Annotated in this window: 2 protein-coding genes and 1 pseudogene; all 3 read right to left on the bottom strand. The window is 28.7% G+C overall.

All coding sequences use genetic code 11. The features are described from left to right. Nucleotides 1–647: CHC2 zinc finger domain-containing protein (locus VNJ50_RS09925; protein WP_325581420.1), on the bottom strand; the 647-nt coding region annotated here is incomplete at its 3' end. Further along, the gene (locus VNJ50_RS09920) at nt 644–1315 is read right to left on the bottom strand and encodes a hypothetical protein (protein WP_325581418.1); all 672 of its coding nucleotides are present in this window, start codon (nt 1313–1315) and stop codon (nt 644–646) included. The genes VNJ50_RS09925 and VNJ50_RS09920, both read right to left, overlap by 4 nt. Nucleotides 1316–1379: 64 nt before the next feature. After that, nucleotides 1380–2309 (bottom strand): annotated as a pseudogene (locus VNJ50_RS09915) (hypothetical protein); the annotation flags it as partial.

Below are 2309 nucleotides of genomic sequence, written 5' to 3'. Positions count from 1 at the left end.
AAAGAAAAAGCATCTGTCATTCCCTCCACAAGAATAATATCGTCTTTTTTTTTATTTTGTATTATTGAATAATTTGAAGGACCTAATTTTGTTTTTATAAAAGGATTTCTAATTTCAAAACCGCCTGATTTATTTTCAATACCAATTCCAAAATATTCTTTATTCTTTAATTTATATGAGATTTGTTTTGAGTTTTCTTTTAACACTTCTTTACTTATCCCTCTATTTTCGAAATACTGAATTAATTTGTCGTTGAAAGGTATATTTACAGATGTTATTTCGTGTTCTTTTTTGTCATCATAAATATTTTCGTTTTTTGATGTAAGCTCTATTTTCATTTCAGACTTAAAATTCGAATTGAAAATCTCTTCTATTCTTTGAATTGCTTCAATCCAGCTTTTATTTTCAATTTGCATAACAGCGTTAATTATGCCACCGCCTTTGCCCGTGATAAAGTCATAATATTTGTTCTGCTTTTCGGATACTGAGAATTTATTATCCGAAGTTTGAAAATAGAAATCTCCAGCGGATTTTCTTGTGAATTTTACGATGTCCCTGTTTTCAAGAAATTTAAAATACTCAAGAACTGAAGATTTATTTACAATGTTATCTATCTTTTCTTTATTGTAGGAGTTTTTTGTCCTCATTTTTTTGAGATGAAATTGTTATAATCAAATATTTGTTGTGCTTCTGAATCCCATTCGTTTTTTGGCATTAACTGCATTGAAATAAATATGTCATTGACTTTATCATACGTATCGATTCGCTCAATTCTTGAATTAAATTTTTCCGCGGATTTTGGATAAATTTGATAGGGAAGAATTGTATCAGTTTTGTATAAATAAAACCTCGTATAATTTTCAGGAGATATTATTTGAAAACGCATATAAGTTTTTTTGAATAGAACGGTGTCAGTGAGCTTATTGATGTAGTCCCAATTTGTATGCTCCAAATCTGAAAACATGGCTCCTGCTTGTTTTTCTTTGACGGAAGAATTTAATTTACCTGTTAAGTTTTTTAAATTTATTTTCCTAGCTGAAGAAATATCGCCTATGTCAGTAAACATTGAATCGACTATGAAATAAACATTATTTATTTGTTCAGGGAAATCTACATCAGGTATTAGTTCTATGATAGTATCATTTTTATAATTTAATTTTGACACTATTAGAGTTCTATTGTCTTCTAATGTTTTTGAGGCGTTCCTATAAATTGTTGCAACAATATCAATGGAGCCTTTATCTTTCTTGATCTTTTTATCTTTGCATGATATGGAAAGAGTGCTAAGGATCAGTATAAATATTAAATTTCTCATTTTTAGTTTATAAAAAAGTCTTCCTACGAATTACCTATCGTAAGAAGACTTTCAAATTATTAAATTATACACCTCTTGAGATTGAATGCTGCTTGATTCGCGCCTTATCTTGAGCTTGAGAGTTTTCTATAGAAAGATCAGGTTTATTTGTATTTATTCTTCGCATATTTTGGTCGTATAGATTTATCATTTTGTACTGTGGATTAAGTACGGCGAATCCCTTGGATTCCTTAGAATCAATTTCCATTTTTGCTTTCACGATATTACCTTTTTCAAGGGCTTTTATCGTATTTTCTCTGTATTCCTCTTTTTCAAATTTTAAAGGCGATTTATCTACAATTTTAGCTGTATTAACTCCATAGTTTTCGTTATATACTTCAATTTTGAAATTGCCATAATCGGTTTTTTCATTAAAGTTTAACTTTATAAATGCAGGTGATAATTCTCCATTTTCTTTGTTGGCCAATTGAGTTTTTACTGCTCTTCCTTCCATTAGATTTAGTGCCTCCTTTGCAGTAATGTTATTTTGTTGATTAACTGCAAATTTGTGAGTTAAAACATCTCCATTTTTTTTGGTTAAAGTCGTTTCGTAATTATTTAGAAAAACTCCTCCTTTATCACCTCTGTTAAAGTTAATTTTATAATCCATTTTATTTCCAAAATTGGTTTTATCAGAAGTAAAATCCATGGAGAAAGATTTATCATTAGATTTAATTTTGTCCTCTAATGTTGTCTTTTGATCATTTGATAATGCAAAACCTAGATACATCATTTGTTTTGCCAAATAATTCATTTGTTTATTAGCTTGTTCTCTTTCCTTATCGTGAGAGTTAGCTACTTGTTGGTTTGCGTTTTGAACGTCTTCTTTTGTCGTCATTTTACTATGATTTTTAGGGTTAATTTCTTTTATTTTATGAAGTGTGTTTTTATCAAATGTTAATGTTCTTTCAAAACCCGGGTTAACTATTTGAAAATTATACTTTTCTTTAGTGCT

It is taken from the genome of Gelidibacter sp. (assembly GCF_035577925.1).
Lineage (GTDB): Bacteria > Bacteroidota > Bacteroidia > Flavobacteriales > Flavobacteriaceae > Gelidibacter.
The sequence above is the reverse complement of the archived record's forward strand: the minus strand, read 5'-3'. Positions and strand labels throughout refer to the sequence as shown.

What these genes read in the sequence shown, in the direction of transcription:
- VNJ50_RS09920 (WP_325581418.1), bottom strand. Translation starts at nt 1,315, where the DNA reads ATGAGAAATTTAATATTTATACTGATCCTTAGCACTCTTTCCATATCA.